This window comes from Microbacterium nymphoidis (assembly GCF_021044885.1).
Classification (GTDB): Bacteria; Actinomycetota; Actinomycetes; order Actinomycetales; family Microbacteriaceae; genus Microbacterium; species Microbacterium nymphoidis.
Window position 1 is genome coordinate 729,775 of sequence record NZ_JAJNOD010000001.1, and the last position, 25,947, is coordinate 755,721.

The 25,947-nt window shown below is 68.4% G+C and carries 23 protein-coding genes and 1 pseudogene; 5 read left to right on the plus strand and 19 right to left on the minus strand.

Annotation, left to right across the window (positions count from 1 at the left end; genetic code table 11):
* Window positions 1-94: 94 nt before the first annotated feature.
* The 7 genes and pseudogenes from LQ566_RS17750 to LQ566_RS03580 form a co-directional block, all read right to left on the minus strand.
* A pseudogene (locus LQ566_RS17750) lies at window positions 95-349 on the minus strand (shikimate dehydrogenase); the annotation flags it as partial.
* Window positions 349-1,860, minus strand: a complete 1,512-nt coding sequence (gene mltG / locus LQ566_RS17415; RefSeq protein WP_308070507.1) for an endolytic transglycosylase MltG — start codon at window positions 1,858-1,860, stop codon at window positions 349-351. The pseudogene LQ566_RS17750 and the gene mltG, both read right to left, overlap by 1 nt.
* The gene (gene ruvX, locus LQ566_RS03560; RefSeq protein WP_231090218.1) at window positions 1,857-2,327 is read right to left on the minus strand and encodes a Holliday junction resolvase RuvX; all 471 of its coding nucleotides are present in this window, start codon (window positions 2,325-2,327) and stop codon (window positions 1,857-1,859) included. Before ruvX ends, mltG begins: the two co-directional genes overlap by 4 nt.
* Window positions 2,324-4,984: an alanine--tRNA ligase gene (gene alaS / locus LQ566_RS03565; RefSeq protein WP_231090219.1), complete on the minus strand. Its 2,661-nt coding sequence runs from the start codon at window positions 4,982-4,984 to the stop codon at window positions 2,324-2,326. Before alaS ends, ruvX begins: the two co-directional genes overlap by 4 nt.
* 58 nt (window positions 4,985-5,042) lie before the next feature.
* Window positions 5,043-5,249, minus strand: a complete 207-nt coding sequence (locus tag LQ566_RS03570) for an ATPase (RefSeq protein ID WP_231090220.1) — start codon at window positions 5,247-5,249, stop codon at window positions 5,043-5,045.
* Between the two features lie 143 nt (window positions 5,250-5,392).
* Window positions 5,393-6,022, minus strand: coding sequence for a 30S ribosomal protein S4 (rpsD, locus tag LQ566_RS03575; RefSeq protein WP_231090221.1), 630 nt, complete (start codon window positions 6,020-6,022; stop codon window positions 5,393-5,395).
* Between the two features lie 192 nt (window positions 6,023-6,214).
* On the minus strand, window positions 6,215-7,534 hold the full coding sequence (locus LQ566_RS03580) for a replication-associated recombination protein A (protein ID WP_231090222.1): 1,320 nt from the start codon (window positions 7,532-7,534) through the stop codon (window positions 6,215-6,217).
* A 157-nt stretch (window positions 7,535-7,691) separates the two neighbouring features.
* Between LQ566_RS03580 and LQ566_RS17420 the strand changes: the two genes are divergently transcribed.
* The 3 genes from LQ566_RS17420 to LQ566_RS03595 all read left to right on the plus strand — a co-directional run bounded on the left by LQ566_RS17420 (window position 7,692) and on the right by LQ566_RS03595 (window position 10,811).
* Window positions 7,692-8,108, plus strand: a complete 417-nt coding sequence (locus tag LQ566_RS17420; protein ID WP_269142776.1) for a dioxygenase — start codon at window positions 7,692-7,694, stop codon at window positions 8,106-8,108.
* Window positions 8,109-8,445: 337 nt separating this feature from the next.
* A complete protein-coding gene (locus LQ566_RS03590) occupies window positions 8,446-10,167 on the plus strand; it encodes a DUF349 domain-containing protein (protein WP_308070509.1) in 1,722 nt (573 codons plus the stop codon).
* A 119-nt stretch (window positions 10,168-10,286) separates the two neighbouring features.
* On the plus strand, window positions 10,287-10,811 hold the full coding sequence (locus LQ566_RS03595; protein WP_231090223.1) for a type IV toxin-antitoxin system AbiEi family antitoxin: 525 nt from the start codon (window positions 10,287-10,289) through the stop codon (window positions 10,809-10,811).
* Window positions 10,812-10,862: 51 nt separating this feature from the next.
* On the opposite strand, the gene LQ566_RS03600 is transcribed toward LQ566_RS03595, so the two are convergent.
* The 11 genes from LQ566_RS03600 to pdxS form a co-directional block, all read right to left on the minus strand.
* Window positions 10,863-13,070, minus strand: a complete 2,208-nt coding sequence (locus tag LQ566_RS03600) for a RelA/SpoT family protein (RefSeq protein ID WP_231090224.1) — start codon at window positions 13,068-13,070, stop codon at window positions 10,863-10,865.
* A 134-nt stretch (window positions 13,071-13,204) separates the two neighbouring features.
* Window positions 13,205-14,218 (minus strand): protein translocase subunit SecF, encoded by a 1,014-nt coding sequence (gene secF, locus LQ566_RS03605; RefSeq protein ID WP_231090225.1) that lies wholly within the window; start codon window positions 14,216-14,218, stop codon window positions 13,205-13,207.
* Window positions 14,218-15,969, minus strand: a complete 1,752-nt coding sequence (secD, locus tag LQ566_RS03610) for a protein translocase subunit SecD (protein ID WP_231090226.1) — start codon at window positions 15,967-15,969, stop codon at window positions 14,218-14,220. The genes secF and secD overlap by 1 nt, the downstream gene beginning before the upstream one ends.
* A gap of 49 nt (window positions 15,970-16,018) precedes the next feature.
* The gene (locus LQ566_RS03615; RefSeq protein WP_308070510.1) at window positions 16,019-16,459 is read right to left on the minus strand and encodes a preprotein translocase subunit YajC; all 441 of its coding nucleotides are present in this window, start codon (window positions 16,457-16,459) and stop codon (window positions 16,019-16,021) included.
* 256 nt (window positions 16,460-16,715) lie between these two features.
* On the minus strand, window positions 16,716-17,741 hold the full coding sequence (gene ruvB, locus LQ566_RS03620) for a Holliday junction branch migration DNA helicase RuvB (protein ID WP_231090227.1): 1,026 nt from the start codon (window positions 17,739-17,741) through the stop codon (window positions 16,716-16,718).
* Complete coding sequence (ruvA, locus tag LQ566_RS03625; RefSeq protein WP_231090228.1) at window positions 17,734-18,345, minus strand: Holliday junction branch migration protein RuvA; 612 nt, start codon at window positions 18,343-18,345, stop codon at window positions 17,734-17,736. The genes ruvB and ruvA overlap by 8 nt, the downstream gene beginning before the upstream one ends.
* 52 nt (window positions 18,346-18,397) lie before the next feature.
* Window positions 18,398-18,961 (minus strand): crossover junction endodeoxyribonuclease RuvC, encoded by a 564-nt coding sequence (gene ruvC, locus LQ566_RS03630; RefSeq protein WP_231090229.1) that lies wholly within the window; start codon window positions 18,959-18,961, stop codon window positions 18,398-18,400.
* A 110-nt stretch (window positions 18,962-19,071) separates the two neighbouring features.
* Window positions 19,072-19,833 carry a YebC/PmpR family DNA-binding transcriptional regulator gene (locus LQ566_RS03635; protein WP_231090230.1) on the minus strand — a complete coding sequence of 254 codons (762 nt, stop codon included), beginning with the start codon at window positions 19,831-19,833 and terminating at the stop codon, window positions 19,072-19,074.
* A 75-nt stretch (window positions 19,834-19,908) separates the two neighbouring features.
* The gene (locus LQ566_RS03640) at window positions 19,909-20,793 is read right to left on the minus strand and encodes a ribonuclease FAU-1 family protein (protein WP_231090231.1); all 885 of its coding nucleotides are present in this window, start codon (window positions 20,791-20,793) and stop codon (window positions 19,909-19,911) included.
* A gap of 9 nt (window positions 20,794-20,802) precedes the next feature.
* Window positions 20,803-21,387: a pyridoxal 5'-phosphate synthase glutaminase subunit PdxT gene (gene pdxT, locus LQ566_RS03645; protein ID WP_231090232.1), complete on the minus strand. Its 585-nt coding sequence runs from the start codon at window positions 21,385-21,387 to the stop codon at window positions 20,803-20,805.
* 13 nt (window positions 21,388-21,400) lie between these two features.
* Window positions 21,401-22,291: a pyridoxal 5'-phosphate synthase lyase subunit PdxS gene (gene pdxS / locus LQ566_RS03650; protein WP_231090233.1), complete on the minus strand. Its 891-nt coding sequence runs from the start codon at window positions 22,289-22,291 to the stop codon at window positions 21,401-21,403.
* A 100-nt stretch (window positions 22,292-22,391) separates the two neighbouring features.
* Here pdxS and LQ566_RS03655 point away from each other — a divergent pair, with 100 nt between their 5' ends.
* Entirely contained in the window at window positions 22,392-23,714 is a 1,323-nt protein-coding gene (locus LQ566_RS03655) for an aminotransferase class I/II-fold pyridoxal phosphate-dependent enzyme (protein WP_231090234.1), read from the plus strand.
* 12 nt (window positions 23,715-23,726) lie between these two features.
* Window positions 23,727-24,365 (plus strand): LysE family transporter, encoded by a 639-nt coding sequence (locus LQ566_RS03660; RefSeq protein ID WP_231090235.1) that lies wholly within the window; start codon window positions 23,727-23,729, stop codon window positions 24,363-24,365.
* Here LQ566_RS03660 and LQ566_RS03665 read toward each other — a convergent pair whose 3' ends face one another.
* Window positions 24,366-25,913, minus strand: a complete 1,548-nt coding sequence (locus LQ566_RS03665) for a PAT1 family protein (protein ID WP_231090236.1) — start codon at window positions 25,911-25,913, stop codon at window positions 24,366-24,368.
* Window positions 25,914-25,947: the final 34 nt, after the last annotated feature.

The following is a 25,947-nucleotide window of genomic DNA, read 5'->3' on the forward strand; positions in this document are numbered from 1 at the left end:
CAGGCGCCTCGACGCCGTTCTCGCGCAGCGCTCCGATGAAGCCGCCGATGTCCGTGTTGAAGGCGGCCGGCTCATCACCGGTGAGCAGCAGGGTGTTGGCGACGCCGGTGCGCATGGCTCGGGCGTCCCGCGATCCCGCGGTCCGCCACGCCGACTCCTTAAGCGGCATCGTGAGCGACAGACCGCGCAGCTCCCGGCGCGCCGTCACGAGCTCCCGGTCGAAGCTCACCTCATTCACCTGTCGACGGCCGTACTCCCAGTCCAGGCCCAGCGCCCGATATGCGGCAAGGTGCAACTGGGGAGACCTGCTGTGGGCGATGGGGTCACCCCAGACTTCGAGGCGCTGCATCAGTAGCACCCGCTGTCGGGGTTCTCCTCGCACCACTGGTGCCACTTCTCCTCGTTCGCCTGCTGTTCGGCGTACGTCGTGGCGAACAGGGTCTCGCCGGTGTCGAGGTTCACGGTCACGAAGTAGAACCACGGCCCCTCGGCCGGGTTCAGCGCTGCCGCGATGGCCGCATCGCCGGGGCTGGAGATCGGACCCGCTGGCAGGCCCGGGTGCAGGTAGGTGTTGTAGGGGTTGTCGTTCTCACGATCCGCATCGCTCGTGGACACCACCCCAAGGGTCAGCTTCCCGACGCCGTACTGCACAGTCGAGTCCATCTGCAGCAGTCCATGCGTCTCGGTGTTCGACGGCTCGAGGCGGTTGTAGATGACGCGCGCGACCTTGGGGAAGTCGTCCGTGCGGCCCTCTCGCTGCACGATCGACGCGATCGTCAGGATTTCCTGGCGCTTCTCCGCCGGCACGCCAGCCTCGTCGAGGGCCTGGACCATGCGGTTCACGAGGGTCTGGATGGCGTCGTGCGCCGAGGTGCCCGGCTCCAGCGTGTACGTCGCCGGGAACAGCCACCCCTCCAGCGACGCGGCGGACACGCCGAACTGCGAGGGGTCGGCCGCGGCCGCCTTGACCTCATCCACGCTGATCTCCAGGACGCTCGCCAGCTCCTCGTAGATCAGTGCGGTGGGCTCACCCTCGCGGATCAGCAGCGTGTTCTCCCGCTTGTTCTCCGGGTTGATCAAAGCCTCGTAGGCGGCCTGGGACGTCATGTGGCTCTTCAGCTCGTACAGCCCCGGGTAGAACTCCTCCGGGTTCGACAGGCCGCGCACGTAGTCGTAGAACGCCCCGCTCGTCTTCGTGACGCCCGCGTTGTACAGCGTGCTGGAGATGTCCAGGCCCGTCTCTCCCGCGCCGATGCTGATCATCACGGGCTCGCCCTCGGTTCCGGCCTCGAAGTCCGCGGGCTCGCTCATGCCGAGCGCATCGCGGATCTGATCGCCGAACACGTTGTACACGGTCACGCCCGCCGCGATGATGCCTCCCAGTACGACGAGCATCACGATGAGGCCCACGAGACAGCCGCGGCGGCGCTTGCGACGCTTCTGCTTCACATCCGCGGCCGGAACGGGCTCCGCCGCGAACAGGTCTGCCATGTCGGTGAGGCCGTCCCGCGTATCCGCAGTCCCGGCAGCAGCGCGCCGTGTCGGCTGTGTCGATGCCTCGGGCTGTGCCGACGCCTCGGGCTGTGCCGATACCCCGGGCTGTGCCTGTGCCCCGGGCTGTGCCTGTGCCCCGGGCTGTGCCGGTGTCCCAGGCTGGACCCCGGGCTGTGCCGCGGGCGCGCCGGACTGCGGGTCTGCAGGAGCAGCCGCATCGCCAGCGGAGGGGCCGGACGTCATCGGCACCGGCGCTTCGCCCGCGGGCTGGCCCTCCGATCCGCTCTGCGATCGGGCCGCGGCAGCGCGCGCCTCACGACGCGACATCGGGGCGGACTCGGGCTCGTGGCCAGCCGGATCGGTCACACAGACTCCTGGGGACGGGGTACAGGGAAGCCGGGAAGAGTGCCGGAGCGCTTCTCGGTGTCGATCGCCTGCTGCAGCAGCACGACGGCGGCGACCTGGTCAACGATGCCACGGGTGTCACGTTGCTTGCGACCCGAACTGCGCAATTGGCTGTGCGCGGTCACCGTGGTGAGACGCTCGTCGATAAGACGCACCGGTGTCTCACCGGCGGCCAGCGCGGTCGCGAACTCCCGTGAATCCGCGGTGGAGGGGGTGTCCTCCCCGCGAAGGTTCAAGGGGAGCCCGACGACGATCTCGATCGCGGCCAGTTCGTCGGCGATGGCCAGAACACGCGACACGCTGTGCTCGTCGCGAGGAACGGTCTCCACCGGGGTGGCCAGCATGCCGTCTGGGTCGCAGCGCGCGACGCCGACGCGGGCCTTGCCCACGTCGACGCCCACGCGTACGCCGCGTCGGAAGCCGGTCATGCCCGCCCGAGCTGGTCGCGGATGCCCTGGAGCGCGGACGGCAGTGCCGAAGCGTCGGTGCCGCCACCCTGTGCGAGGTCATCACGCCCGCCGCCGCCACCACCGAGTACACCGGCAGCCGCCTTCGCGAGGATGCCTGCGCGAGCGCCGGCGTCGCGTGCGGCCTGGTTGGTACCCACGATGACGACGGGGCGATCACCCGCGATGCCGCCGAGCGCGACGACCGCCGGGGCGGCACCCAGACGCTCGCGCACGCTGTTCACGAGCGCACGCACATCGTCCGCCGAGCCGACCGCACCGACATCGGCGGTCACCACGCGATACGATCCCACCGTCGTCGCCGTCTCCGCCAGCGCCGGAACACGGTCGGCGAGAGCGCGAGCTTCGAAGGCCGCGATCTTCTTCTCGGCGGCCTTCAGCCCCGCAGACAGCTCGGCGACCCGGGTGAGAACCTGATCGCGGGGCGCCTTCAGCGTGCTGGTGAGCTCAGCCACGAGAGCGCGCTCAGCCGTGAGCTCGCGGAAGGCATCCCGCCCGACGAGAGCCTCGACGCGACGGTTGGAAGCACCGACCGAGGACTCGCCGATGAGGCTGACCAGCCCGATCTCGGCACTGTTGGACACGTGAGTACCGGCACAGAGTTCGCGAGACCACGGACCGCCGATGTCGACCATCCGCACCTCGGAGCCGTACTTCTCGCCGAACAGCGCCATCGCACCGGCAGCCTTGGCCTCGTCCAGCGACATGATGCGCGTGGTGACTTCCAGCCCGTCGCTGATCGCGTTGTTCGTGATCTCCTCGATCTCCGTCTTCGTCTCGGCGGAGAGGGCCTGACTCCACGAGAAGTCGAAGCGCATGTAGCCGGCACGGTTGAGCGAGCCGGACTGCGTGGCCGACTTGCCGAGGGTGTCGCGCAGCGCAGCGTGCACGAGGTGGGTGGCCGAGTGCGCCTGTCGCGCGGCACGACGATTCAGCGCGTCCACGACCGAGGTGGCGGGGGCGTCCACCGACACCTCGCCGCTGACGACCTCCACCGTGTGACTGATCAGACCGGGAACCGGCTTCTGCACGTCCAGGACGTCCAGCTCATAGCCGGGGCCGACGATGGTGCCCTTGTCGGCGACCTGTCCGCCCGACTCGGCGTAGAGCGCGGTCTCTGCGAGGATCACTTCGGCGATCTGGCCGGCCGAGGCGCGGTCGACGCTCTGCCCGTCCACGAGGATGCCCAGCACCCGCGAGCCCGTCTCCATCTCGGTGTAGCCCGTGAAGACGGTCTCGCCCTGGGCGCGGTACTCCCGGTACACCGACACGTCGGCGATGGCACGCTTGCGTGACTTCGCGTCCGCCTTGGCGCGGGCGCGCTGCTCCTGCATGAGCGTGTCGAAGGCGCCGCGGTCCACGGTGAGGCCCGCCTCCTCCGCGATCTCCAGCGTGAGGTCGATCGGGAACCCGTAGGTGTCGTGCAACAGGAAGGCTTCGTCGCCCGCGATAGCGGACTTTCCGGCGTTCTTGGTCTCGGCGACGGCCTCGTCGAGGATGGCGGAGCCCGCAGCCAGCGTGCGCAGGAAGGTCTCCTCCTCCGCGTAGGCGTACGTCGAGATGCGCTCCCAGTCGCTCTCCAGCACCGGGTACCCGGCCTTCATTGCATCCCGCGAAACCGGGAACAGCTCCGGGAAGGTGGGGCCGTCCACGCCGAGAAGGCGCATCGAGCGGATCGTGCGGCGCATGAGGCGGCGAAGGATGTATCCGCGGCCCTCGTTGGACGGCGTGACGCCGTCGGAGAGCAGCATCAAAGCGGAGCGCACGTGGTCGGCCACCACACGGAAGCGGACATCGTCCTCGTGCGAGGCGCCGTACGCGCGGCCGCTCAGCGCGACCGCCTTGTCGAGCACGGGACGAACCTGATCGGTCTCGTACATGTTCTCGACGCCCTGCTTGATGAAGGCGACACGCTCCAGGCCCATGCCGGTGTCGATGTTCTTGTGCGGCAGCTCGCCCACGATGTCGAAGTCGACCTTGGAGCGGACATTGGCGATGAGGTCCTGCATGAACACGAGGTTCCAGATCTCCAGGTACCGCGTGTCGTCCACGAGCGGACCGCCCTCGGGGCCATATGCGGGACCGCGATCGTAGTAGATCTCCGAGCACGGACCACCGGGGCCGGGCTGACCGGTGTGCCAGTAGTTGTCCTCCTTGCCCATGCGCTGGATGCGCTCTGGCGGGAGTCCCGCGATGCTCTGCCAGAGCTCAGCGGCCTCGTCATCGGTCTCGAACACGGTCACCCACAGCGAGTCCGGGGCGAAGCCCAGACCGCCGTCTTCCTCGGCGGAGGTGAGCAGCTCCCACGCGAAGCGGATCGCGCCCTCCTTGAAGTAGTCGCCGAAGGACCAGTTGCCGAGCATCTGGAAGAACGTGCCGTGGCGCGCGGTCTTGCCGACCTCCTCGATGTCGTTCGTGCGGATGCACTTCTGCACGTCGGCCGCGCGCGGGTACGGCGCCGGAACCACTCCGGTCAGATACGGGATGAACGGCACCATGCCCGCGATCGTGAACAGGATCGAGGGGTCGTCGCTCACCAGGGAGGCCGACGGAACGATGGTGTGGTTCTGACGCTCGAAGTAGTCGAGGTAGCGCTGGGCGATCTCAGCGGTCTTCATGGAAAAGGGCTCGTCCTTTAGTTCTTCAGTGGGAATGTCTGCATCGGCCGGAGCCGGCTCAGTCCGCGTTGCGCTTGGCCTCGTCGACGATGGCCACGAGCTCCGCCTCCTGCTCGCGGTACGCCTCGCTCATGCGCTCCGTGAACTCGGTGATCCGGGCATCCAGCTCGGCGAGCGCCTCACGCCCGCGGGGATCCTTGTTGACGAAGTGCGCGGCGACGAAGCCCGCCGCGATTCCGACCAGGAACCAGAGCAGCTTCTTCATGATTCGCCTTTCGATGTGTTCGTCCGTGCACGATGGCACGAGGAGCGGGTGACCCGCGGCATCCCTCCATCGTAGACGGCGATGGGGCCACGGACGACGAAGGGGCGCCGGGATATCCCGACGCCCCTTCGAAGGTGCTGTGATCAGCGAGCTGCGTAGTACTCGACGACGAGCTGGACTTCACAGGTCACGGGAACCTCGGCACGCTTCGGGCGACGCTCGAGCTTCGCCTGCAGCTTGTCGAGCTCCACCGAGAGGTAGCCCGGAACCGGGGGCAGGACGTCGGCGTGACCGCCGGCGGCTGCGACCTGGAACGGCTCGAGGCCCTCGCTCTTGGCCTTGACGTGAATCGTCTGACCCGGCTTCACGCGGAAGGACGGGCGGTCGACGAGCTTGCCGTCGACGAGGATGTGACGGTGCACGACAAGCTGGCGGGCCTGTGCGGTCGTGCGGGCGAAACCGGCACGGAGCACGAGCGCGTCCAGACGGACCTCGAGGAGCTCGACCAGGTTCTCACCGGTCAGGCCCTCGATGCGGCGAGCCTCGTTGAAGGCGATGCGAAGCTGCTTCTCGCGGATGCCGTACTGGGCACGCAGACGCTGCTTCTCGCGCAGACGGACGGCGTAGTCGCTGTCAGCCTTGCGCTTGGTGCGGCCGTGCTCACCGGGAGCGTAGGGACGCTTCTCGAGGATACGGGCGGCCTTCGGGGTGAGGGCGATGCCGAGCGAGCGCGACAGGCGCGCCTTGCTACGGGTACGGGACTTCGTCGACACGAAGTCTCCTTTCCTGGGACGTGGTCGTGACGTTCACGACTCACGGACGTATCTCCACTCCCTCGCCCGCCTGGTGCGCACGCCGGGGCGCGCCATACGGTGATGCAGAGGAAGGGGATGCCCGATATCGGTAGATCGAGCCGATCGATTCTACCAGATCGAGAACGCCTGCTACGGCGTCGGCAGGGGCCGTCATCCCTCGAGGATGCGCCGGATGCGCTCGAGACGCGCCTGCACATCCCGCTCCGCGCCGAGGGCTTTCGGGTTGTAGTAGCGCTTCCCCACGAGTTCGTCGGGAAGGTACTGCTGGGCGGCCACCCCCACCTCGGTGTCGTGCGGATACACGTAGCCCTTGCCGTGTCCGAGACGCTTCGCACCGGCATAGTGCGCATCGCGCAGATGCAGGGGCACGCGCCCGAAACCGCCCCCGCGCACATCGGCGATGGCCGCGTCGATCGCCGTGTACGCGGCGTTTGATTTCGCGGTGGTGGCGAGGTAGATGGTTGCCTCCGCGAGCGGGATACGCCCCTCGGGCATGCCGATGAACGCCACGGCATCGGCGGCGGCCACCGCGATCTGCAGTGCCTGCGGATCCGCGAGGCCGATGTCCTCGGCGGCGGAGATCACGAGACGACGGGCAATGAAGCGCGGGTCCTCCCCCGCCTCGATCATGCGGGCGAGGTAGTGGATGGCGGCGTCGGGGTCCGACCCCCGGATCGACTTGATGAAGGCGCTGATCACGTCGTAGTGCTCGTCGCCCTGGCGGTCGTACCGCAGCAGCGCCCGATCCACTGCCTGCGCCACCACGTCGGCGGTGACCACGGCCGTGCCGTCTTCTCCCACCTCGGCCACCGTGGCAGCAGCCTCCAGCGCGGTGAGCGCGCGACGGGCATCTCCCGAGGCGAGGTGTACGAGGGCGGCCACCGCGTCATCCTCGATGCGAACCGCATCCGCCAGACCGCGGGGGTCCGTGACGGCGCGGCGCACGAGGACGGCGAGGTCTTCGTCGGTCAACTGCTGAAGAGTGAGCAGCAGAGAGCGCGAGAGCAACGGGGAGATGATCGAGAAGGACGGGTTCTCCGTCGTGGCTGCGATCAGGATCACCCAGCCGTTCTCGACGCCAGGCAGCAGCGCGTCCTGCTGCGCCTTGGTGAAGCGGTGGATCTCATCCAGGAACAAGATGGTGGTGCGACCGTACAGGTCGCGCTGGTCCAGCGCCTCCTGCATGACTTCGCGAACGTCCTTCACCCCGGCGGTGATGGCGGAGAGCTCCACGAATCGTCGGCCGGAAGAGCGCGCGATGGCCTGCGCGAGCGTGGTCTTCCCGGTGCCCGGAGGCCCCCAGAGGATCACGGAGACCGCGCCTGGACTGGCATCCGGGTCGGCCAGCTTCACCAGCGGGGCGCCCGGGCGCAGGAGATGCTGCTGGCCGGCGACCTCGTCCAGCGAGGTGGGCCGCATCCGCACGGCCAGCGGCGTCTGCCCCTGGTGCAGCGCGGTGGGTCGGTTCATCCTCCCAGGCTAGTCCGGGTCACCGACACCGGGCCCGGCAGCCGGCGCCGGCCGACCCGTCCCGAGCAGACGCACCGGCGTTTTGCCGCCCCGCCGTGCCACTCAGTAGGCTCATGCCCAGTGCGCCCGCCGGGGCGCCGTCTACAGGAGGTGGCGCGTGGCGTCTGGAGGCAAGTCTGCTCGTGAGGAGCGCGACCGTCAGCGTGCGGCACGGGAGCGCGCTCGCGTCTACGAGGCGCGTGTTCAGGTCCACCAGCAGCGTGCTGCCCGCCGTCGCCGCGACAACATCATCGCCGGCATCGTCGGCGGCCTGATCGTGCTGGGAGTGTTCGGCTCACAGGCCGCGTACTTCGTCGCCGGCCCGGGCGCACCGGTTCCCACGCCGTCACCGACCGCCAGCGTCGCTCCGAGCGGTTCGCCCGCTCCCAGCGGTTCGCCCGCTCCCAGCGGTGAGCCGACACCCGTCGCCAGCCCAGAGGTGAGCGCTTCGCCGACGACCGCCCCCACGCCGTCCTCGACGCCCGCTCCGTCGACATCACCGAAGCCGACCGCGAGCCCCTCACCGACGAAGTAACACCGCCACCGCACCGACGACGTCGGCACGAAGAGTTCGCCGGCGAAACCGGCACGAAGGCCTGCCCGCCGACGTCGGCACGAAGACCTCGCCGCCGACGTCGGCACGAAGAGCTCGCCGACGAAACCGCACGGACATCGTCGTCGGGCGCCGTCACGATGCGTCGGTTGCACCCGTCGGGGGCCGGCACTGATACAAACTCGCGCATGAAAAGCCACGGACGCGATGGGCCGGTTCGTTCCGACGCGCCCAGCGCACTGTGCGCGAGCGGATGCTCGTATTAGGCTGGTGTGGTCCTTTCCGCCTCCACACGGCACAGCCGCGCAAGGAGTTTCACGTGTCTGCCACAGATTCCGCCAACAACGAGACCCCGGCCACCGAAGCCGCCGACGCCTCTGTCGAGAACGCTTCGCTGGAGAACGCCCCGCTCGAAGCAGGTGATCAGGCCGAGACCGTCGACACCGATGCGGCAGCTGCCGCCCCTGCCGCCGAAGTTCCCGCAGAAGAGGACGCAGCGCCCGCCGAGGACGCCACACCCGCGGAAGAGGACGCAGCGCCCGCCGAGGACGCAGCTCCCGCACAAGAGGACGCAGCTCCCGCCGACGCCGCAGTACCCATCGAGGACGCCGCACCCGCCGAGGACGCCGCACCCACCGAGGACGCCGCACCCACCGAGGACGCCGCACCCACGGAGGGCTCGTCCTCCAGCGATGCAGCCCCGGCAGCGGACGCGGCGGGGACCGAGGCCCCCGCCCCCGCACCCGCACCCGGACCGCGCGCTGTGCCGTCCCCGGCATCGATCCGCCCGCGCCCGGTCGCTCCGGCGGGCTCCGACTCGTCGGAGTTCGGTCGCGCGGAGGCGGACGGAACCGTCTCGGTGCTCGAGGGAGACCAGTGGCGAGTCGTGGGTCAGTACCCCGACGGGACGCCCGCCGAGGCCCTCGCCTACTTCCGTCGCAAGTTCGACGACCTGGAGTTCAAGGTCCGCAACCTCGAGCAGCGCCACGCCGGTGGCGGCGCCGCTGCATCCGAGCTCACGGGCCAGTCGCGCCACCTGCTCGGTGAGGTGCGCGGGGCAGACGCCGTCGGTGACCTCCTCGGTCTCGCCGGCCGGCTGGAGGCACTCATCGCCGCGCTCAGCGAGGCCAGCGCAGAGGAGGCCAAGGCGCAGCGCGAAGCCGTCGCTCAGGCCATCGCCGACCGCACGGTCGTCGTCGAGAAGGCCGAAGCGCTGGCCGCCCGCGACCCGCAGACGGTGCAGTGGAAGCAGACCTCCGCAGACCTGTCCGCGCTGTTCGACGAGTGGCAGGCTCAGCAGGCCAACGGCCCGCGCCTGCCGAAGAACACCGCCCAGGAGCTCTGGAAGCGATTCCGCACCGCGCGCAGCACGGTGGAGAAGCACCGCCGCGAGTTCTTCGCGAAGCTCGATGAGACGCACAAGGCCGCTCGCGATGGCAAGACCAAGCTGGTCGAGCGTGCCGAGGCCCTGGTGGCGCGTGGCGAAGAGGGCATCCCCGCCTACCGCGCGCTCCTGGACGAGTGGAAGAACGCCGGCCGTGCCGGTCGCAAGGTGGATGACGCACTGTGGGCCCGTTTCAAGGCCGCCGGTGACGCCCTCTACGGCGCACGCAGCGAGCGAGACGCCGCCGAGCAGGCCGAGTCGCAGCCCCGCATCGAAGCGCGTCAGGCGCTGCTGGTGGAGGCGAAGGCCGTCGCGGACGAATCCGACCTGCGCAAGGCCCGCCAGCTTCTCACCGGCATTCAGCGCCGGTGGGATGAGGTCGGTCGCATCTTCCCGCGCGACAAGGAGCGTCAGCTGGACGATGAGATGCGTCGTATCGAGCAGGCGCTGCGTGCTCGCGAGGATGTCGACTGGAAGAAGAACGACCCGGAGACCCAGGCTCGTGCAGATGGCATGAACCGTCAGCTGCTCGATGCCATCGAGAAGCTCGAGTCCGAGGTGGCCGCAGCAGAGGCAGCCGGCAACACCAAGAAGGCCGCTGAAGCCCGCGAAGCGCTGGAGGCGCGCCGTGCATGGCTGAAGGCCATCGGCGGCTGAGACCGACGATCTGAACGATGAAGCCCTCGCGCCCGGCGCGAGGGCTTCATCGTTCCTCCCCAGGGCGACACTGTGGACGCCGAGCGAATCGCGACGCGTTCGCCCGCCACACTCGGGACATGCCACGGTTCCACTATTTCCCCGGCGACGATCTGAGCACCGCAGAACTCAGCGCGGCCTGCCTGGACGGTCACCTCGTCGCCGTGGGCGAGGGCTACATCCCCGCGGATGTTCCGGAGACCTCCTGGATGCGGGCTCGTTCTCTGGCGCCGGTGCTCGGATCCGACCTCGCCGCCACGCTGAGGACCGCGGCATGGGTGCACGGTGTGATCGACACTCCCCCGGTACGACTGGAGGTGCAGCGACGCAGCGCGCGACGAGGCAAGATCATCCCCTCACGTCGCCTGTCCTATCGCGATGTTCGCATCCCGTCCGCAGACCTCGACGTCTTCGGCGACGTCGCGGTGTCCTCCGTCGCCCGGACCATCGCAGACCTCGCACGCGAGGCGCCGGAGGATCCTGCGTTCACGGCTCTTGTCGCCGAGTACCCGTCGGCGCTGCACGCCGCGGTCACCTGGCTGGACACCCACGCTCACCGGCCCGGCATCCGCGCGGCTCGCGCGCTGCTCCGCCACGCGGCCTGAGCGCCGATCGGGTCACGCCGATCGGGTCAGCGCGAGGTCACGTCGATCGGGTCAGCCCGAGGTCACGCGGTACACGTCGTACACGCCGTCGATGCGCCGAACCGCGTTCAGCACCCGATCGAGGTGCACGATATCGCCCATCTCGAACTGGAACCGGCTGAGCGCCAGACGCTCCGTGGTGGTCTGCACCGTGGCCGACAAGATGTTCACGTGGTGCTCGCTGAGCACGCGGGTGACGTCGGAGAGCAGCCCGGAGCGATCGAGAGCCTCCACCTGGATCTGCACCCGGAAGACGCTCTTCGTCGTCGGTGCCCACTCCACCTCGATGAGACGGTCCTTGTCGGCCATGAGGGACTTCACGTTGGTGCAGTCGGCCCGGTGGACGCTGACGCCGCTGCCGCGCGTGACGAATCCCACGATCTGGTCTCCCGGAACCGGCGTACAGCACTTGGACAGCTTCACGAGGATGTCCGGGGCGCCGCGCACGAGGACGCCGGAATCGGCGTTACGCGGTGCGCGGTGGTGGCGCCCCACGGTGGGGAGCTCGATGGGCCCGGTGGTGGTGTCGTCGGCGTTGATGAGCGCCGTCACCTTCTCCAGCACGGACTGCGTGGAGATGTGCCCCTCACCGACGGCGGCATAGAGCGCGGACACGTCCTCGTAGCGCATGAGGCGCGCGACCTCGGCGAACGACTCCTGGTTCATCAGGCGCTGCAGGGGAAGATTCTGGCGCCGCATCGCGCGGGCGATCGCCTCCTTGCCCTGTTCGATCGCCTCCTCGCGCCGCTCCTTCGTGAACCAGCCGCGGATCTTGTTGCGCGCGCGGGAAGACTTGACGAAGGTCAGCCAGTCCTGGCTCGGCCCGGCGTCGGGGTTCTTGGATGTGAAGACCTCGACCACATCGCCGGAGTGCAGTTCAGACTCGAGCGGGACGAGGCGCCCGTTGACCTTCGCACCCATCGTGCGATTGCCGATCTCGGTGTGCACGGCGTACGCGAAGTCGACCGGCGTGGCACCGGCGGGCAGGCCGATCACGCGCCCCTTCGGCGTGAAGACGTAGACCTCCTTGGCACCGATCTCGAACCGCAGCGAGTCCAGGAACTCGCCCGGATCGGCGGTCTCGGCCTCCCAGTCCGAGATCCGCTTGATCCAGGCCATGTCGGCGTCGCTCGCCTTGACATCACCCTTGCCGCCGCTCATCCGCTCCTTGTACGCCCAGTGCGCGGCGACGCCGAACTCGGCCTGCTCGTGCATCTCGTGGGTACGGATCTGGATCTCCACCGTACGGCCACCCGGGCCGATCACCGTGGTGTGCAGCGACTGATACAGGTTGAACTTCGGCGTGGCGATGTAGTCCTTGAAACGGCCGGGAAGCGGAGTCCAACGGGCGTGGATCGCGCCGAGCACCGCGTAGCAGTCACGCACCGTACCCACCAGCACACGGATGCCGATGAGGTCGTAGATGTCGTCGAAGTCGCGGCCGCGAACGATCATCTTCTGATAGATCGAATACATCTGCTTGGGCCGGCCCATGACCTTGCCCTTGATGCGCAGACCGCGCAGGTCCTCATCGACCGCGGCGATCACCTGACGCACATACTGTTCACGCTGCGGCGTGCGCTGTTTGACCAGGCCCTCGATCTCCGCGTACACCTTGGGGTGCAGGACGGCGAACGAGAGGTCTTCGAGTTCGCTCTTCACCGTTTGCATTCCGAGGCGGTGTGCCAGCGGTGCGTAGATCTCCAGGGTCTCGGTCGCCTTTTTGGCGGCCTTCTCCGGCGGGACGAACCCCCACGTGCGCGCGTTGTGCAGGCGGTCTGCCAGCTTGATCATGAGCACCCGGATGTCCTTGGACATCGCCACGATCATCTTGCGGACGGTCTCAGCCTGCGCGGCGTCGCCGTACTTCACCTTGTCGAGCTTGGTGACGCCGTCCACGAGGAGGGCCACCTCGTCACCGAAGTCGGCGGTCAGCTGCTCCAGGCTGTAGCCGGTGTCCTCAACGGTGTCGTGCAGCAGGCCAGCCGCGACGGCGCGGGGCCCGAGGCCGAGCTCGGCGAGGATCTGCGCCACGGCCACGGGGTGCGTGATGTATGGCTCGCCGCTCTGCCGCTTCTGGCCCTCATGCCACTTCGTGGCGGTCGTGTAGGCGCGCTCGACGATCGTGAGGTCTCCGCGCGGATGATGTGATCGCACCGTACGCAGCAGATGCTCGAGGTCGTCACGACGGACCGACCGGGAGAAGATGCGGGGAACCATCCATCGAAGGCTGCCCGGCTGATGCGATGCAGGGGGAAGCGTCTCAGTCACCTGCTCACCTCCTGCTGCGTTCAGATAATCCTACGGCGTGCGCGGCTGCAGCCGCGCACGCCGTAGGCAGTGCTGTGTATCGATCAGGCGACGTCTGCGTCGCGCTCCCGCGCGCGGGCCACCTTCGCGTCGTGCGACTTGATCTTGGGCTCGTTCTCGCGGAACAGCGAGTACAGCGGCGCAGCCACGAACAGCGTCGAGTACGCCGCCACGATGATTCCCACCGTGATCGACAGTGAGATGTCGGCGAGCGTCTGTGCGCCGAGGCCAAGAGCACCGATGAAGAGAATCGCAGCCACCGGGAGGACCGCCACCACCGAGGTGTTGATGGAGCGGATCAGCGTCTGGTTCACACCGAGGTTCACCGACTCGCCGAACGTGCGGTGCGAGGCCGATCCCTGCTCGGATGTGGTTTCCCGGATCTTGTCGAACACGACGGTGGTGTCGTAGAGCGAGTAGCCGAGGATGGTCAGGAAGCCGATCACGGCCGCGGGCGAGATCTCGAAGCCGCACAGCGCGTACACGCCGAAGGTGATCACGAGCACGTCGAGCAGACCGATGATCGCCGCGGCCGACATCTTCCACGTACGGAAGTAGAGGGCGAGGATCACGAAGGCGAGGGCGAGGAAGATGCCCAGGCCCCACAACGACTGACGCGTGACGTCCGCACCCCAGCTCGCGCCGACCGTCGAGGAGGACACCTCTCCGGCGTCCACTCCGTAGGCAGTCGCCAGCGCGGCGCTGATCTGGTTCACCGGGGACGAGCCGTCGGTGGTCTCCGCATCAATCGCCTCTGTCTGGACACGGATTCCGTCCGATCCGACGGTGGTGACCTTCGTGGCCACGTCACCCGCGATGGAGTGAACCGCCTCGGTGGCCTTGGCCTGGTCGAGGTTCTCGGCGGCCACTCCGCTGACGGTGAACTGCGTGCCACCGGTGAACTCCATCGAGAACTGCGGCGGACGGATGAACACCACGAGGATGGACGCCAGCACCAGGAGTCCGGCGACCAGGAACCACAGGTTCCGCTTGCCGACGAAGGGGACGCTGGTCTTGCCGGTGTAGAGATCGTTACCGAGCTGGTTCATCGAGGCCATCAGGCGTCGCCTCCCTTCGAGTCGGAGCCGTTTCGGGCGGCGAGCGCCTCCGCTTGCTTGCGTTCGGCGATGGTCTGCCGGCGCGCGGCCTCACCCCTGCTCTTCGCGTCGCGCGCGGCCTTGCCACGCACGGAGGTGGTGGTCTCAACCGCCTTGAACTGCGCGCGTCCCGCGTACACGGCGCCCAGCGCCTCGGAGTTCATGCCCGAAAGGGTGTGACCGTTGCCGAAGAACCGGGTGCGGGCCAGCAGTTGCATGACGGGGTGCGTAAAGAGCACGAAGATCAGGATGTCGATCAGAGTGGTCAGACCGAGCGTGAACGCGAAGCCCTTCACCGTGGCGTCGGCGAGGATGTACAGCACCACGGCGCAGAGGATGTTGATCGACTTCGAGATGTAGATGGTCCGCTTGGCGCGGTCCCAGCCGTCCTCCACGGCGGCGGTGACGGACTTGCCGTCTCGCAGCTCGTCTCGGATGCGTTCGAAGTAGACGATGAACGAGTCCGCTGTGAATCCGATCGTGACGATCAGACCCGCCACACCGGCCAGCGAGAGGCGGAAGCCCATGCGCCAGGCCAGGATGCACAGCACGATGTAGGTGATCACGGCCATCACGGCCAGCGATGCGATGATCACGAAGCCGAGAGCGCGGTAGGACAGCAGGGAGTACAGCGCGACGAGGCCGAGACCGATGAGGGCGGCGATCAGGCCGATCTGCAGCTGCTGCGTGCCGAGCGTGGCCGAAATGACCTGGTTCGACTGGACGCTGAACGACAGCGGCAGCGCACCGAACTTCAGCTGGTCGGCGAGGACTTTGGAGGTCTCCTGGGTGAAGGTGCCCGAGATCTGGGGGCGGCCGTCGGAGATGATTCCGTTCATCGTGGGAGCCGAGATCACTTCACCGTCGACCACGAAGGCGAAGCGGTTGCGCTGAGTGTCGCCCGCGGTGGTGTATCCGTACAGACGCTTGCTCACCTCGGCGAACTTGCTGGCGCCGTCGCCGTTGAAGTTCAGCTGGACGATCCAGAGACCGCGCTGCTGGTCGTAGCCGTTGCTGGCGTCGGTGATCTCGTTTCCGGTGAGCTCCACCGGTCCGAGGATGTACTTCTGCTGCTGGGCGACCGCGACCGGATCGTCCTTGTCGGCCACGTCGCAGGTGACCAGCGGCTGGTCCTTCGGCGCGTTCGAGAGGTCGGCCGGCTTGGAGCAGTCGTACGCGAGGAACTCGGCCTGCAGCTTCGGCGTGATCCAGCTGTTGTCGGAGCCGTCGGTCGGCGAGGCCGTCGGCGTCGCCTCCAGCGTGGGGTCGGCCGGATCGGGCGTTGCCTTGCCGTCCTCACCGATGGAGGTCGTTGCGGCGCCGGTGGCGAGCAGCACGGAGCGGAGCTCCATCTGCGCGCTCGATTCGATACGGGCCCGCTGCGCGTCATCGAGCTTGCCGGGCACGGCCACCACGATGTTCGAGTTGCCCTCGGTGGTCACCTCGGCCTCACCCACACCGGACGCGTCGACACGCTGGCGGATGATCGTCACGGCCTGGTTCATCTGCTCGGAGCTCGGCTCACCGCTTTCGGTGTTGGCCTTGAGGATCACCTGCGTACCGCCCTGGAGGTCCAGCGCGAGCTCAGGCGTCCACGAGCTCTTCTCGAAGGCGTAGACGCCCAGCGAGTTGATGCCGAACAATACGGCGATGATGGCGAGGAGTCCGATCAGTGCACGCCATGCGTGCCGGACGGGCGTTGATGTGGCCACGGAGTCGGGTCAGCTTTCTCGAAACGCCTCAGTCGTTGAGGCGGCGGAATCAGTGCTTGTCGTTGCCTTCGAGACGGCGGCGCGTCTCCTCAGCGGTCTCGATGCGCGGAGCGTCTTCGCCGTCGGCGGCGGGCGGGGTCAGCGAGGAGGCGTCGTCCGGGACCTCGACGTCCTCGTAGTGCTCCACCTCAGCAGTCTCGTCGGGCTCGACGTCGGAGGGCGTGATGATGCGCGCGATCGCCTGCGTGTGGACGCGGATGACGACGCCGGGCGCGACCTCGATCTGGGCAGGCTCGTCCAGGTCGTCTGCGTTGTAGCTGACGATGGTGCCGAAGATGCCGCCGTTGAGCATCACCTCGACGCCGGGAACGGTCTGACGCGCCTTGGCCTCCTGCTCCTCCTTCATCTTCTTCATGCGCTTGCGCGAGTTCCAGAACATGAAGACGACGAGCGCCGCAAGGACGACGAGCAGAAGAATGTCCATGGGCATGAGGCAGACAACCTTTCGGGGTGGGGTGCGCGAGGCGCGAAGAGGAGACCCGGAGGTCTTCAGCGATTATAGGTCATCGAATCTCAGCGCCACGTCGGCATGCGGGATGCCGAGGTGCAGACAGGCGTGTGCTCCACGAAATCACAAACTCACCCAGGGGATCACAAGTCATCGAATCTCAGCGCCACGTCGGCATGCGGCATACCCAGGTACAGACAGGCGGGTCCTCCACGAAATCACAAACTCACCCACGGGATCACAAGTCATCGAATCTCAGCGCCACGTCGGCATGCGGGATGCCGAGGTGCACATAGGCCTCCGGCGTGGCGATGCGGCCACGGGGCGTGCGTCCCATGAACCCGATGCGCACGAGATACGGCTCCACGACGCTTTCGATGGTGTCGGGCTCCTCCCCCGCGGCCACCGCGAGGGTGTTCAAGCCCACCGGGCCACCACGGAAGCGCCGCACCAGCATGTCGAGGACCGCGCGGTCGAGCCGGTCCAGGCCGATCGGGTCGACGTCGTAGAGCTCGAGCGCCGCGCGGACGGCGGCGACGTCCGCGGTGTCGGAGTTCACCAGAAGATAGTCACGCACACGGCGCAGCAGACGGTTGGCGATACGCGGGGTGCCACGGGAGCGGCGGGCGATCTCCCCGAGCGCCTGACTCGACAGCTCGACGCCGAGCACCAGCGCCGATCGCTCGACGACCTGTTCCAGCTCGGCGGCGTCGTAGTACTCGAGATGCGCCGTGAAACCGAAGCGGTCACGCAGTGGGTTGGGGAGCATTCCCGATCTCGTGGTCGCTCCCACGAGAGTGAACGGTGCGAGCTCCAGCGGGATGCTGGTGGCTCCGGCACCCTTGCCCACCATGATGTCGATCCGGAAGTCCTCCATCGCGAGGTACAGCATCTCTTCCGCGGAGCGTGCCATGCGGTGGATCTCATCGATGAAGAGCACCTCTCCCGGCATGAGGCTCGAGAGCAGGGCCGCCAGGTCACCGGCATGCTGGATCGCGGGTCCGCTCGACATGCGCAATGGCCGGCCGCTCTCGTGCGCGATGATCATGGCCAGCGTGGTCTTGCCGAGCCCGGGAGGGCCCGACATCAGGATGTGGTCGGCCGACCGCTGCTGGATGCGCGCGGCCTCCAGGAGGAGCTGCAGCTGGTCGCGGACCTTCTGCTGACCGATGAACGCCTCAAGCGACTGCGGCCGCAGTGCACCCTCGATCGCGAGTTCGGTGGCGTCCTGTGGTGCCGCATCCAGCGGGAATTCGTCAGCCACGGGCCGCTCCCGGTCCGAGAGCGGCCAGAGTCCGCCGCAGCAGCGCCTGCACGTTGGAGCGCTCCGACTCCGTGGCGGAGCCGGCGACCTGCGCCACCGCATCCGCGGCTGTGCGCTCGTTCCACCCGAGACCCGTGAGCGCGGCGACGACCTGCGTGGTGACATCGGGCGCGACGGCGCCTCCCACCACAGCTACCGGGGACGGCGGGGCGATCTTGCCCGCCAGCTGCACCGAGATGAGCTTCGCCGTCTTCGGGCCGATGCCGGAAACCTTCCGGAATGGGGCGTCGTCGTCGTTCGCCACGGCGATCGCGATCTGGTCGACCGTCAGTGCCGAGAGGATGCCGAGCGCTGACTTCGGACCCACGCCGGTGACGCCGATCAAGATCGTGAACAGTTCCAGTTCCTCGCGCGTGGCGAAGCCGAACAGGCTCAGCGCATCTTCGCGCACCACGAGGTGGGTGTGCAGCGCAATCGTGTCGCCGCGATGGGTCGTGCGGGCGACATCCGGCGGCACCGCCACCGAGAAGCCGACGCCGCCCACCTCGACGACGAGAGATTCGGAGCCGATGTGGAGCACGGCGCCACGCAGGGAGGAGATCACCATCCCACCCTAGCGGGGGCATCGTACAAAGTTTCGAGCGACACTCCCCCGCCTATCGGCGGCTGCGCTTCTCGGCCTCGGCCCAGGCACGCTGAGCCGGAGTGAGCGCACGCTCCGGTGCGCCCGCGGCCACCGGGCCCCCGCGCCAGGCATGGCACAGGGCAATGGCGAGTGCGTCAGCGGCATCGGCCGGCTGTGGCAGCGCATCCAGGCGGAGGACCCGTGCCACCATGGTCTGCACCTGCAGCTTGTCCGCAGAGCCGTAGCCGGTGATGGCTGCTTTGACCTCGCTCGGCGTGTGCGTGGCCGTGGGCAGCCCTCGTTCGGCCGCCAGCATGAGAGCCACCCCCGAGGCCTGCGCTGTGCCCATCACCGTGGATCGGTTCTGCTGAGCGAACACACGCTCGACGGCCACCACGTCGGGCCGATGCGCATCGAGCACCTCCCGGATGCCCGCGGCGATTCGGGCCAGGCGCATTCCGGGCTGCTCATCCGGGGAGGAACGGACCACCCCCACGTGCACCAGGCGCGCGGAGCGGTCGCGAGCGACATCGACGACGCCGACGCCGCAGCGGGTGAGGCCGGGGTCGATTCCGAGTACGCGCAGTCCAGACACCCGTCCACGCTACGCCGCCCACCACGAGGCGCGCTCCGCACCGCCGACGACACGGAAAACGACGAAGCCCGCATCCTTTCGGAGGATGCGGGCTTCGTCCTGTGCGTGGCTCAGTCCTCGTCGGATTCGAGCTCGGCCTGGACCTCTGCGGAGAGGTCGAAGTTGCTGTAGACGTTCTGCACGTCGTCGCTGTCCTCCAGAGCGTCGATCAGGCGGAACACCTTGCGGGCGGTCTCCGCGTCGATCTCGACCTTGAGGTTCGGGACGAACGCCGCATCGGCCGAGTCGTACTCGATGCCGGCCTCCTGCAGCGCGGTGCGGGTGGCGACCAGATCGGTCGCCTCGGTGATGACCTCGAAGGTGTCGCCCTCGTTGGTGACCTCCTCGGCACCGGCCTCCAGCGCCGCCATCATCACGTCATCCTCGGTGGTGCCCTCGGCAGGAACCACGATCACGCCCTTGCGCGAGAAGTTGTATGCGACAGAGCCCGGGTCGGCCATGTTTCCGCCGTTGCGCGACATGGCCGTGCGCACCTCGGCTGCGGCACGGTTCTTGTTGTCGGTCAGACACTCGATGAGAAGCGCCACGCCGTTGGGGCCGTAGCCCTCGTACATGATCGAGGTGTACTCGACCGATTCGCCGCCGATCCCGGCGCCGCGCTTGATGGCGCGGTCGATGTTGTCCTTCGGGACCGAGGTCTTCTTCGCCTTGAGGACGGCGTCGAACAGTGTCGGGTTACCGGCGAGGTCGGCTCCGCCGAGCTTCGCCGCGACCTCGATGTTCTTGATGAGCTTGGCCCACGACTTCGCACGACGCGCGTCAATGACGGCCTTCTTGTGCTTGGTGGTGGCCCACTTGGAATGCCCTGACATATGTCTCCCGCTCGTTTCGCGCGTTTTGCGCCCTCAAGTCTACGCGTTTTCGAGTCCCGACCTGCGGAACCCGCTTCAGCCCTCGCCGCTGGTGCGCCCCGATCGCGCTCGCGCCGCCGCGATCGAGGCCGATTCGGGGAGCCGGACCGGCACATCCATCTCGACGTCCGGGACCCAGATCCCCCATCCCTCGTCCAGGGGCCACGCGCCGTCCGCGATGAACTGCTCGTGCGCGAGATCGGCGAGAGCGCGCACCGCGTCCGCCTGTTCCGGGGTGAACCTGCCCTGCTGCACGGCCTCCACGAGTTCGTCCGCATCCTTCAGCCAGACGTCTTCGGTGCCGACGTGCTCCGCGTCGATCCAGAGGTCCAGCACCAGGTCGCGGGTGAACACTGCGCCGGTCCCGTCGTCGTCCACCGCGCGACGGTGCGGGAGCTCGAGGTTGACATATACGCCATCGGCCGAGCCGTCCGCTCCGCGGAAGAACCACAGCGACCACGGCATGCCGGTCGGCGCCACGCGCACCACCCCCGGTCCGCGCCAGGTGGACTCCTGCATCCGCCACGGCACGCTGAAGCGCTCGTCGATGGGAACGTCCCGCACCCGCCTCCCGTCCGCCGGAGCCGCCTCCAGCCGTGCGGAGCCGGACGGGATCCACACCACGAGCGCTCTTTCGTCGTCGCGGATCACTCGTACGGCCTCGATGTAGCGGTCGTAGCGCCACAGGATGCTCTCCCCGGTCCGGAACCGCGGGGCGTTCTCCTCCCCCGACACAACCGAATCGTGGGCCAGCGGGTCGGCATGAGCGTCCAGATCTCGGTCGCGCCGCAGGCGGATGAGGGCTTCGGCCAGCGTGATCGGCGACTCGGCGATCTGCTGCCACCCCTCACCACGGCGCCCGACGAGCTGCATGCGGCCGCCGCTGGCGCTGACGTCCACGGATCCGATGGAAAGTCGCATCCTCACACGCTAACCGCCGCGGTTCGCGATCCCCGCGAGGAACTGCCGATGGATCCGATCATCGCCGGTGACCTCCGGATGGAAGGACAGCCCGGTCACCGATCCCTGGCGAACCCCGACGATGGCACCGCGCGTGCGCGCGATGACCTCCACCGACGGAGCGTGGGAGACGACGATGGGTGCGCGGATGAACGAGACGTCGACCTCCCCCTCGACTCCCGCGACGGGGATCGATGCGTCGAACGAATCCCGCTGCGACCCGAACGCGTTACGACGCACGGTCACGTCCAGGCCGCCGAACGTCTGCTGACCCGGTGCCGGATTCTCCACCTGCTCGGCCAAGAGGATGAGGCCAGCACAAGTGCCGAGCGCCGGAAGACCGGAGCGGATCGCGAGACGGAGCGGATCGGCCAGCCCGAGGGACCGGGCTAGCCGGTCGATCACGCTCGATTCCCCACCGGGGATCACCAGCCCGTCGAGCCCCGTCAGATCGCTCGCCTTCTTGACGAGACGGACCGTCGCTCCGAGTCCCTGCAGCATCGTCGCGTGCTCGCGCACGCCACCCTGCAGGGCCAGCACCCCGATGGTGGTCATCGCGTCTCCCGCTTCACCAGCCGCGCTCGGCCAAACGATGCGGTGCGGGCACGTCCGCGACGTTGATGCCGACCATCGCCTCACCGAGGCCGCGGGACACCTGTGCAATGAGGGCGGCGTCTTCGAACGAGGTCGTGGCCTTCACGATGGCGGCCGCGCGCGCAGCGGGGTTACCGGACTTGAAGATGCCGGAGCCCACGAACACGCCATCCGCGCCGAGCTGCATCATCATCGCGGCGTCGGCCGGCGTGGCCACGCCTCCGGCGACGAACATGACGACGGGAAGCGACCCGGTCTCCGCGACCTCGCGCACCAGGTCGTACGGGGCCTGCAGTTCCTTGGCGGCGACGTACAGCTCGTCAGTGGTCTTGGCCTTCAGCGCGTTGATCTCCGCGGTGATCGTGCGGATGTGACGCGTCGCCTCCGAAACGTCTCCGGTTCCTGCTTCGCCCTTCGAGCGGATCATGGCGGCGCCTTCGGTGATGCGACGCAGCGCCTCACCCAGATTGGTGGCACCGCACACGAAGGGCACCTCGAAGTTCCACTTGTCGATGTGATTGACGTAGTCGGCCGGCGAGAGCACCTCCGACTCGTCGACGTAGTCCACGCCGAGGCTCTGGAGCACCTGCGCCTCCACGAAGTGACCGATACGGGCCTTCGCCATCACGGGGATCGACACGGCCGCCTGGATGTCGGTGATCAGGTCGGGATCGCTCATGCGTGCCACCCCGCCCTGGGCCCGGATGTCGGCCGGCACCCGCTCCAGCGCCATGACCGCGCTCGCGCCGGCGTCCTCCGCGATGCGGGCCTGCTCCGCGGTGACGACGTCCATGATGACGCCGCCCTTCAGCATCTCGGCGAGACCTCGCTTCACGCGAGTGGTTGCCGTGCGATTCTCGGTCATGGGGGCTCCTCTCGCGGCGCCTCTCGCCGCACGATCAAGACAATACACGTTTTGACCTAGGCCAATACGTCGATGGTGGCCGGACGATAGGATCGAGCCGATGGACGACCACTTCAGCGGCCTGCAGGGAACCACGGCAGCCGAGCTCGCAGACGAGCTGCGCACGCTCATCGAGCGCGGGACGCTCGCTCCCGGCGTCGCGCTCCCCCCGGTGCGGGCGCTCGCTGACCTCCTCGGAATGAACCGCAACACGGTCGTCGCGGCCTACCGCCAGCTGGCTGGCGGCGGACTCGTGGAGTCTCGTGGCCGGGCGGGCACTCGCGTCACCGGCACCGCACGTTCCGCTCAGGAGGGATTCGCGCCCGACAGCGTGCTGCGTGACATCGGGTCGGGAAACCCCGACCCGGGCCGCATCCCCGACCCGTCACACGCCCTCGCACACGCGGTCGGTCGCCCGATCCTGTACGGCGAAGCCGTGGTCGATCCCGATCTCGAACGCTGGGCGCGCGAGTGGATGGGATCCGACCTGCAGCCCAGCGATTTCGCACTCACCATCACGAGCGGGGCGGTGGATGCCGTGGAACGCCTGCTCGCCCAGGCCCTCGTGCGTGACGACGCCGTCGCCCTGGAGGACCCGTGCTTCCTCGCCAGCATTCACACCGTGCGCCTCGGCGGCTACCGCGCCATCGCGGTGCCCGTAGACGATGAAGGGATGACCGTCTCGGGATTGCGTGCAGCCCTGGACGCGGGCGTCCGGGCCATCGTGGTCACGCCCCGGGCTCAGAACCCCACGGGGGCGAGTCTCTCCCCCGACCGTGCTGCCGCTCTGCGCGCCGTGCTGGCAGATCATCCTTATGTGCTGATCGTCGAGGACGACCACTTCTCGATGCTGTCTCGCACGCCCTATGAGTCACTGATCGGACCAGGACATCGCCGTTTCGCCCTCGTCCGCTCCATGTCGAAGTTCCTCGGCCCCGACATGTGCCTGGCCGTCACCGCCTCAGATCCGGACACGGCCGCGCGTCTGGGCCTGCGTCTCAGCCCGGGAACCACCTGGGTGAGCCACATCCTCCAGCGGCTGGTGGTGGGGCTGGTGACGAATCCCGACGTTCTCGCCGAGATCCACGCCGCAGCCGCCCACTACGCCGCTCGCAACAGCGCCTTCGCCGATGCTGCGGTGTCCGCCGGTCTTCCGGTGGCCGCGTCGGACGGGCTGAACGTCTGGCTCCCCCTTCCGGTGCCCGCTCGCGCGGCGGCCGAGCAGCTGATGCGCCGCGGCTGGCTGGCGCGCACGGGGGACGAGTTCCGCCTCGTGCCCGACGCGCCGTCGCACCACCTCCGTCTCACGGTGCACGAGCTCGATCGCGATGAGCGAGCTGCACTCATCTCCGATCTCGTCTCAGCCATCGCTGCGGCGAGCTGAACGGACCCCGACGTGCAGCTCTCGCTGTGGATCACCCTGCTGCTGGCCTGTCTGGTCATCAGTTTCACTCCGGGCGCCGGCGCCATCAATACGATGGGAAACGCCCTGAACCACGGGCACCGTCGCGCGATCTGGGGAATCCTCGGACAGCAGGCTGCGCTCGTCATCCATATCGCGATCGTCGCCGCCGGCGTCGGGCTCCTGGTCGCCTCGTCCCCGATCGCCTTCGCCATCATCCGCTACGCCGGTGCCGCCTACCTCGTCTACCTCGGGATCCGGCAGATTCTGGCGAAGGTCGAGCCGGACCCCGCGGACGATGCGGCGGAGACGCCCGCCGCAGCGCGGACGGAGTCGCGGTGGGCGATGTTCCGCCGCGGCCTGTGGGTGAATCTGCTCAACCCGAAGGCGATCGTGTTCTTCCTCGCCTTCCTGCCGCAGTTCGTCAAGCCCGACCTCCCCCAGCTGCCGCAGTATGTGATCGTCGCGGTCACCTGCGTCGTCGTCGACATCGCCGTGATGTGGGGGTTCTTCGCCGTCGCCGCTCAGGGCTTCCGGCGCTTCACGCGCACGGCGCGCGGGCAGCGCACCCTCAACCGGATCTTCGGCGCTCTCTTCATCGCGGTCGGCGTCCTGCTGGCCGTACTGCACTGATCATCCGCCGTAGGCTTCGTCCCACAGAGCCGACCACTGCTCCCCGTCGCTCGGGCAGATGTACCCCATTCCGAACACCATGGTCTGAGCGAGGTTCGCCTCCGCGTCCGGGTTCTCGGACTGAGCCACCAGAGTGCTGATCAGGGGCGAGGTGCTCACATGCATGGCAAAGATCGAGGAATCGACGTCATGTGCGTTCAGGATGGCGGTCTCGCATCCGTCGATGGCCAGCGCCAGCCAGATGCTCACCGCCTGGGACGTCACGGCACCGCCGTTCTGCTCGACCCACGCCGTCTGATCGGCGATGAACGCCTTCTGCTCCGCGGTCTTCGGCGTGAGCTCGGACCCGTCCATCGGCTGCTGCTGGGCGGCGAAGAAGGCGTCGCGTTCCGCGAACACCCCCTCCAGGTCACCCGCGGTCGCCGTCGGATCCGGCTCCGACGTCGTCGGTGTATTCGCGGGGTCACTCGGTGTGGCCGGAGACGGTTCGCTTCGCAGCGGTGAAGCAGAGGGGGTCGCCGCGATGGGCTGACCGGGCGTGGCCAGCAGTGGCGGAATAGTGAAGACGGCAATCAGAGCGACGACGAGCACCGCGCCGCCACCCACCAGCCACGGCCACACCATGCGGCGGGAGCGTGCTGCCAGCGCACCGGACGCACTGGCCACGACCGACGCATACCCCGGGCCGGAAGCCGGCGAGTGCCCCGGGCCGGAAGACGGCGGATAGCCCGGTGCAGGCGCCTGCGGATACCCCGGTGCGGGAGCCTGCGAGTATCCCGGGCCCGAAGCCTGCGGATACCCCGGTACCGACGCCTGCGGATAGCCCTGGGCTGGAGACGCCTGACCCTGCGGCGGGCGCGACAGGTATCCCGCAGCCTGCACCGGGGTCTGCGGTGGGTGCGCCTGACGCTGCACCTGGCCCTGCGGCGGGCGAGACGGGTATCCCTGCCCCTGGGGCGGATATCCCTGCCCCTGGGGCGGGTATCCCTGCCCCTGGGACGGGTATCCCTGACCTTGAGACGGGTATCCCTGACCCTGGACCGGAGCCTGGGGATACCCCGGAGCTGCGTGCGCCTGCCCGAATCCCTCCGTCGGGTGCCCCGGACCGGACGGTGCCTGCTGAGGGGACGCCGGATATCCGTGCGCTGAACCGGGCTGAGGCTGCCCCGCGGGCGGCGGCTGGTGTGGCGACTGAGAAAGCGCCGGCGCGTTCATCGAAGCGGAGGCCGACCACGAAGACTGCGGCTGGGACGGCACCTGCGGCTCCGGCTGCGCCTGCGGCGGGGACGGTACCTGCGACTGGGCCTGCACCCGCGGCTGCGGCCGGGACTGCACCTGCGGCTGCGGCTGCGGCTGCGACGGCACCTGCGACTGCGGCTGGGACTGCACCTGCGGCTCCGACTGCGGGGCATACGCCTGGCGCGCATCCGGCTGAGCCTCGGTCGGGTTGAGATCGGCCCCGGAAGACGGCTGCTCCCCCGCCTGCCCCGGCGTCCCGTTCTGCCCTGATGCCGGTTCCTGCCCCGGCGTCTGATCACGCTCTGACATGGCGCCCCCTGACGTCCTCGCACGGGTCGTCCGC

Bases quoted from the DNA above. Each gene is read 5' to 3' on its own strand.
- ruvX (WP_231090218.1), bottom strand. From the start codon at position 2,327: ATGACCGGCTTCCGACGCGGCGTACGCGTGGGCGTCGACGTGGGCAAG.
- alaS (WP_231090219.1), bottom strand. From the start codon at position 4,984: ATGAAGACCGCTGAGATCGCCCAGCGCTACCTCGACTACTTCGAGCGT.
- LQ566_RS03570 (WP_231090220.1), bottom strand. From the start codon at position 5,249: ATGAAGAAGCTGCTCTGGTTCCTGGTCGGAATCGCGGCGGGCTTCGTC.
- LQ566_RS03580 (WP_231090222.1), bottom strand. From the start codon at position 7,534: ATGAACCGACCCACCGCGCTGCACCAGGGGCAGACGCCGCTGGCCGTG.
- LQ566_RS03595 (WP_231090223.1), top strand. From the start codon at position 10,287: ATGCCACGGTTCCACTATTTCCCCGGCGACGATCTGAGCACCGCAGAA.
- LQ566_RS03600 (WP_231090224.1), bottom strand. From the start codon at position 13,070: ATGGTTCCCCGCATCTTCTCCCGGTCGGTCCGTCGTGACGACCTCGAG.
- secF (WP_231090225.1), bottom strand. From the start codon at position 14,218: ATGGCCTCGATGAACCAGCTCGGTAACGATCTCTACACCGGCAAGACC.
- LQ566_RS03615 (WP_308070510.1), bottom strand. From the start codon at position 16,459: ATGCCCATGGACATTCTTCTGCTCGTCGTCCTTGCGGCGCTCGTCGTC.
- LQ566_RS03635 (WP_231090230.1), bottom strand. From the start codon at position 19,833: ATGTCAGGGCATTCCAAGTGGGCCACCACCAAGCACAAGAAGGCCGTC.
- LQ566_RS03640 (WP_231090231.1), bottom strand. From the start codon at position 20,793: ATGCGACTTTCCATCGGATCCGTGGACGTCAGCGCCAGCGGCGGCCGC.
- pdxT (WP_231090232.1), bottom strand. From the start codon at position 21,387: ATGACCACCATCGGGGTGCTGGCCCTGCAGGGTGGCGTGCGCGAGCAC.
- pdxS (WP_231090233.1), bottom strand. From the start codon at position 22,291: ATGACCGAGAATCGCACGGCAACCACTCGCGTGAAGCGAGGTCTCGCC.
- LQ566_RS03655 (WP_231090234.1), top strand. From the start codon at position 22,392: ATGGACGACCACTTCAGCGGCCTGCAGGGAACCACGGCAGCCGAGCTC.
- LQ566_RS03665 (WP_231090236.1), bottom strand. From the start codon at position 25,913: ATGTCAGAGCGTGATCAGACGCCGGGGCAGGAACCGGCATCAGGGCAG.